Source organism: Streptomyces phaeoluteigriseus, from assembly GCF_001896135.2.
Classification (GTDB): Bacteria; Actinomycetota; Actinomycetes; order Streptomycetales; family Streptomycetaceae; genus Streptomyces; species Streptomyces phaeoluteigriseus.
In genome coordinates this window covers 1-4,510 of record NZ_MPOH02000041.1, presented here as the reverse complement: position 1 = coordinate 4,510, position 4,510 = coordinate 1, and the positions used below count along the sequence as shown (strand labels likewise).

Sequence of the window (4,510 nt, the reverse complement as noted above, 5' to 3'; positions counted from 1 at the left end):
CCCGGCTCGCCTTGGTGTAGGTCCGGGCGTAGCCGTCGGAGAGCGACAGGCCCGACAGCACGACCGGGTCGTCGGCGTTCCCGGGGCGGGGGGTGCGAGCGGGTAGGAGGTCTGCTCGGCGGCGGCCGGGGCGTCCGCGTCCGTCCGGGAGGCCGGTCCGCCGGTGACGGCGGCGAGCATCCGGTCGACCCGCTCGGCGTCGGGGCGGCCCTGCGGGTCCCGCACCAGCAGCGAGGTGAGGACGGGCGTCAGCGGCCCGGCCCGCCGGGGCGCGGGCACGTCCTCGCCGAGTACGGCGGCCAGTGTGGCGAGCGTGCTGCCGCGGCGCAGCGGATGATGGCCCTCGACGGCGACGTACAGCAGCATCGCCAGCGACCACAGGTCGGCGGCGGGTCCGCCCTCCTTGCCGCTGACGCGTTCCGGGGCCATGAAGTCGGGTGAGCCGATGACGGCCCCGGTGGCGGTGAGGCTCACGGACTCGCGGACGGCGGCGATGCCGAAGTCGGTGAGCACGGGCCGTCCGTCGGGGCGCAGCAGGACGTTGGCCGGTTTCACGTCGCGGTGCTCGATGCCGACCGCGTGCGCGGCGCGCAGCGCCGACAGCAGGTCCCGGCCCAGGAGTGCGGCTTCGGCGGGCGTCAGGGTGCCGCGGTCCAGGCGGTCCTGGAGCGAGCCGCCCTCCACCAGCTCCATGACGATCCACGGGTAGGTGTCGCCGCCGCCGTCGACGATGTGGTGGACGGTGACGACGCCCGGGTGATGGACGCGGGCCAGCGCGCGGGCCTCCCGCAGGACGCGCTCGCGCAACAGCCGGGCGCCCTCCGGGTCGTACTCGGCCAGGTCCGGATCGGGGGGCCGCACCTCCTTGACGGCGACGTCGCGGTGCAGCGCGAGGTCGTGCGCCCGCCACACCCAGCCCATGCCCCCGCCGCCGAGCCGCCCGGCCAGTTCGAACCGGCCGTCGACGACACGTCTGTCGGATCCCCCTGTGCTCGTGACTCCTCCCCCGGCTGAAGCCGGGGGCTTCTCGCTATGCCGGGTTGGCGTTGCGACGGACCAGCCCGGCCCGTAGAACGTTGGTGGCTCCCACTGTGTCGGCGTGCGCTGTGTGGCCGCAGGCGACGCAGTGGAACTTTTCCTGGGTGGGCCGGTTCTCCTTGGCGGTGTGCCCGCATTCGGGGCAGGTGCGGGAGGTGTTGCGGGGGTCCACGGCGATCACTTCCCGTCCGGCGCTTTCAGCCTTGGCGTGCAGGATCGTCAGGAACACCCCCCAACCGGCGTCGTTGATCGACGTGTTGAGCCCGGCCTTCGCGGCGGCCCCGTTCGGCAGGAACACGCCCGGCTGATCGAGGTCGGGCTTGGGTGCGGGGGCCTTGCTCATGTTGCGGATCTTGAGGTCTTCGTGCGCGATGAAATCGTGTGCGCGGACCAGGCCGAGCGCGGTCTTGTGTGCGTGGTCGAGGCGCTGGCGACGCACCTTGCCGTGCAGTGCGGCGACCTTGTCCACCGCGCGCTGGTGGTTGGCGGTGCGGTCCTTGGCCTTGCGGCGCGGGAACCGGGACAGGGCCTGCTGCGCGGCTTCGAGTTTCGCGGCGGCCTTGCGCCCGTGGCGCGGGTTGGGCACGAAGCCGCCGTTCGAGTCGGCGAGGAAGTTCGCGATGCCCAGGTCGATCCCGGCCACGGAGCCGGTCGCGGGCAGCGGCTGCGGCTGGTCCTGTTCGGCGGTCAGCACGACGAACCACTTACGGCCCTCGCGCTTGACCGACACGGTCTTGACCCGGCCGGCCACCGGGCGGTGCTGGTTGACCCTGACGTGGCCGACGCCCTGGAAACGGACGCGGGTGACGGGGTCGTGCGGAATGGAGTTCCACCGGCAGCCGTCGCCGTCCTTGGGGAAGTCCACCGCGTCGAACCAGTTCACCCCGCGAAAGCGCGGATAGCCGGGCGTCACGCCGGACTTGACCCGGCGGAAGAATGCGGTGAACGCCTTGTCCAGGCGGCGCAGGGTGGCCTGCTGCGAGCTGAACGACCAGCGGCCCTGACGCTCAGGGTCGAACGCCCGGATGTCCTTGAGCTGGGCCGACTGCGTCCCGTACTTGACGGTGGTCTTCGACGGATGTCGCCAGGCGTCGCGGCGTTCCTGCAGCGCCGCATTGTAGAGGGAGCAGTGATCCCGCAGCATGTCGGCGAGTGCCTGGGCCTGGCGGACGGTGGGCCGCAGGAGGAACTTGTACGCACGGATCAACTCAGCCCACCCCCTTCCGGTCGAGTCCGCTTGATCCTACTACGCTTGGCCTATGTCACCGCGCTGGGAACCAAATCCCGACATCCGACGAGGAAATCATGTCGTTTTCAACCTCCACGCACACTTGGTGTTCGTCACGAAGTACCGGCGGGAGATCTTCAACGGCGAGATGCTGACACGCTGCGAGGCGATCATGCGGGACGTGTGCGAAAGCTTCGGCGCGGAGCTGCGGGAGTTCAACGGCGAAGGCGATCACGTCCACCTGCTCGTGCACTACCCGCCGAAGATCGCCCTGTCCAAGCTCGTCAACAGCCTCAAAGGCGTCAGCTCCCGCTACCTGCGCGCGGAGTACACCGGAAGGATCAACCGGATCGGCACGGGCTCGGTGTTCTGGTCCCCGTCGTATTTCGCGGGGTCCTGCGGCGGCGCACCGCTGAGCATCATCAAGGACTACATCGAGCACCAGAAGCGCCCGGCATGACCGTCACCACACAGGCGTAGCGATCTCCGGCGCTTCGCGCCTCCAGACCGAGAATCGCATTCCCGCCCGGCCTGAAGGCCGGGATTCCCTGCGAAGAACAGGGGATGGAAGGGGAGCTTAGGCGTACGGCGCGCCCGCTCGTGCCCCCGGTGTGACCTCCCCGCGCACCTGCCGTACGGGGCAGTTCGCGAATGGGGCCGCGGAGCCGCGGGCATGCTCCGGGCGAGGTCACTTCCGGCGGGCCGTGCCGGTTCCCGCCGGAGTGTCTCCTTCCCCCCGCCCGCATCCCACGAAGGACATGTGGCCTTGGCTCAAACGTACCCTGAGGCACCGTCAGCCCGCCGTCCCGGCCGTTCCTGGACCATTCGCGTGGTCGGACACCGGGACCGCACCGCGTCGGTCACCTGCTCCTCCGCGTGCGCGATGCCGCCGCGCTCGCGCGACCTCGCGGCCCTGCGCCGCTTCGCCGAAGCCCACGCCGCCGCGCACGCCAGAGCGGCTTCGGTACGGTACGACGCCGCCTGCTGGTGCCGGCGCGAGCGATGTGCGCTGCACGAGGGCACCCGGGTCTCCTGCGCGGGCGCGGTGCTGCTGGTGCTGCGGCACGATCCCGCCGTGGGCCAGGTGTGGACGCTCAGCGAGGTCTGCTCCGCCTGCGCCGCGTTGATGCCGCACACCCGGATCATCGGCCGTGCGACGCGGCCACCGGCCGACGCCGGCGGTCGGTCCGACCGGAACGCGCCCGGCGGACGTGCGCCCGCCGTCCGCCCCGGCCGTGGTGTCCCCACGGCTGGTGCCCGGCGGGTTCAGCGCACCCGGCGCGCCCGCGGCGAACCCGGGCGGCTCGGAACGGGTCGTCGGGCAGCGGCGCGGGGTGGGGCGACACCGGGGGCGGGCGGAGGGTGCCGGGGCGTGAGGGAGGCGCTCGTGGGGCGCGGCGTTCGGCGCGCGGGTCCCGACCAGGAGGCGGGGCGCGGGCCGGGGTGGGTTCAGCCGCCGTGGTCCGGCCCCCGCTGAGGCCTGTACTGCCGCGGGATGCGCGTCGGCAGGGCGCTCAGGGGCCGGTCGCGGGGTGCGGGCGGAACAGGAGGAACGGCGGGGTACGCATGGGCCGGTGACGCCGGGCCGGGTGTGTGCCGGGCCGCCATCAGGCCGGCGATGTGGGCGCCGCTGCGCCGGCCTTCGAGATGCAGGCGGCCGACGTTGGCGTGGCCGTCGGCGAGCAGGGTGAGGACGGCGGAGGGGCCGGCCGCGTAGGTGGCGACGTATCCCCCGGCCCCGCGCACGAGGAGTTCGCAGAACTCGCCGCGCGCCGTGAGGTCGACCATGCGGTGGCCGACGCCGAGGGCGGCGGCGGTGAGGGCCGCGAGCCCCTCGGGCTGGACGCCGGGCATGTCCTGGGCGAGGACGAGTCCGTCGGCGCTGGCCGCCAGCGCCCCCGTCAGCTGGGGCATGCGCGTGCGCAGCCGGTGCAGTTCGTTCAGGACCTCGGCCTCGACGGCCATGACCGGTCTCCTTTCGCCTTGCGGAGCGTGTCGGCGGCGCGGCGGTCCCCGGTCCGGCGGGGCCTGGTCGCGGGACGGCACCGAGAGCGTGATCCCGAGGTTACGGAAAGTGGCGGCCCCGGGTGGGAGCTTTGGCATTTTCCTCTGGAATGTGCGGCCCGGCTCCGGGATGCGGTTCACCGGCTGGGCGGGGGCGCCGCCGCGGGCACGGGAACAGGGCCCGGTTCCATTGGGGCGGGGGCGGCGCCGCGGGCACGGGAACAGGGCCCGCCCCGACGC

Annotated in this window: 4 protein-coding genes; 1 reads left to right on the top strand and 3 read right to left on the bottom strand. The window is 72.9% G+C overall.

All coding sequences use genetic code 11. From position 1 onward, the window contains the following. Positions 1-921, bottom strand: a 921-nt coding sequence (locus tag BM536_RS37420) for a serine/threonine-protein kinase (RefSeq protein WP_245873989.1), incomplete at its 3' end; no start/stop codon positions are given. Between the two features lie 109 nt (positions 922-1,030). Continuing rightward, entirely contained in the window at positions 1,031-2,245 is a 1,215-nt protein-coding gene (locus BM536_RS37415; RefSeq protein ID WP_073500045.1) for an RNA-guided endonuclease InsQ/TnpB family protein, read from the bottom strand. A 52-nt stretch (positions 2,246-2,297) separates the two neighbouring features. Here BM536_RS37415 and tnpA point away from each other — a divergent pair, with 52 nt between their 5' ends. Continuing rightward, the gene (gene tnpA / locus BM536_RS37410; RefSeq protein ID WP_073500044.1) at positions 2,298-2,726 is read left to right on the top strand and encodes an IS200/IS605 family transposase; all 429 of its coding nucleotides are present in this window, start codon (positions 2,298-2,300) and stop codon (positions 2,724-2,726) included. Between the two features lie 989 nt (positions 2,727-3,715). Here the strand turns inward: tnpA and BM536_RS37400 are convergent. Beyond that, positions 3,716-4,231, bottom strand: a complete 516-nt coding sequence (locus BM536_RS37400; protein WP_094104048.1) for a roadblock/LC7 domain-containing protein — start codon at positions 4,229-4,231, stop codon at positions 3,716-3,718. Between the last annotated feature and the right edge of the window lie 279 nt (positions 4,232-4,510).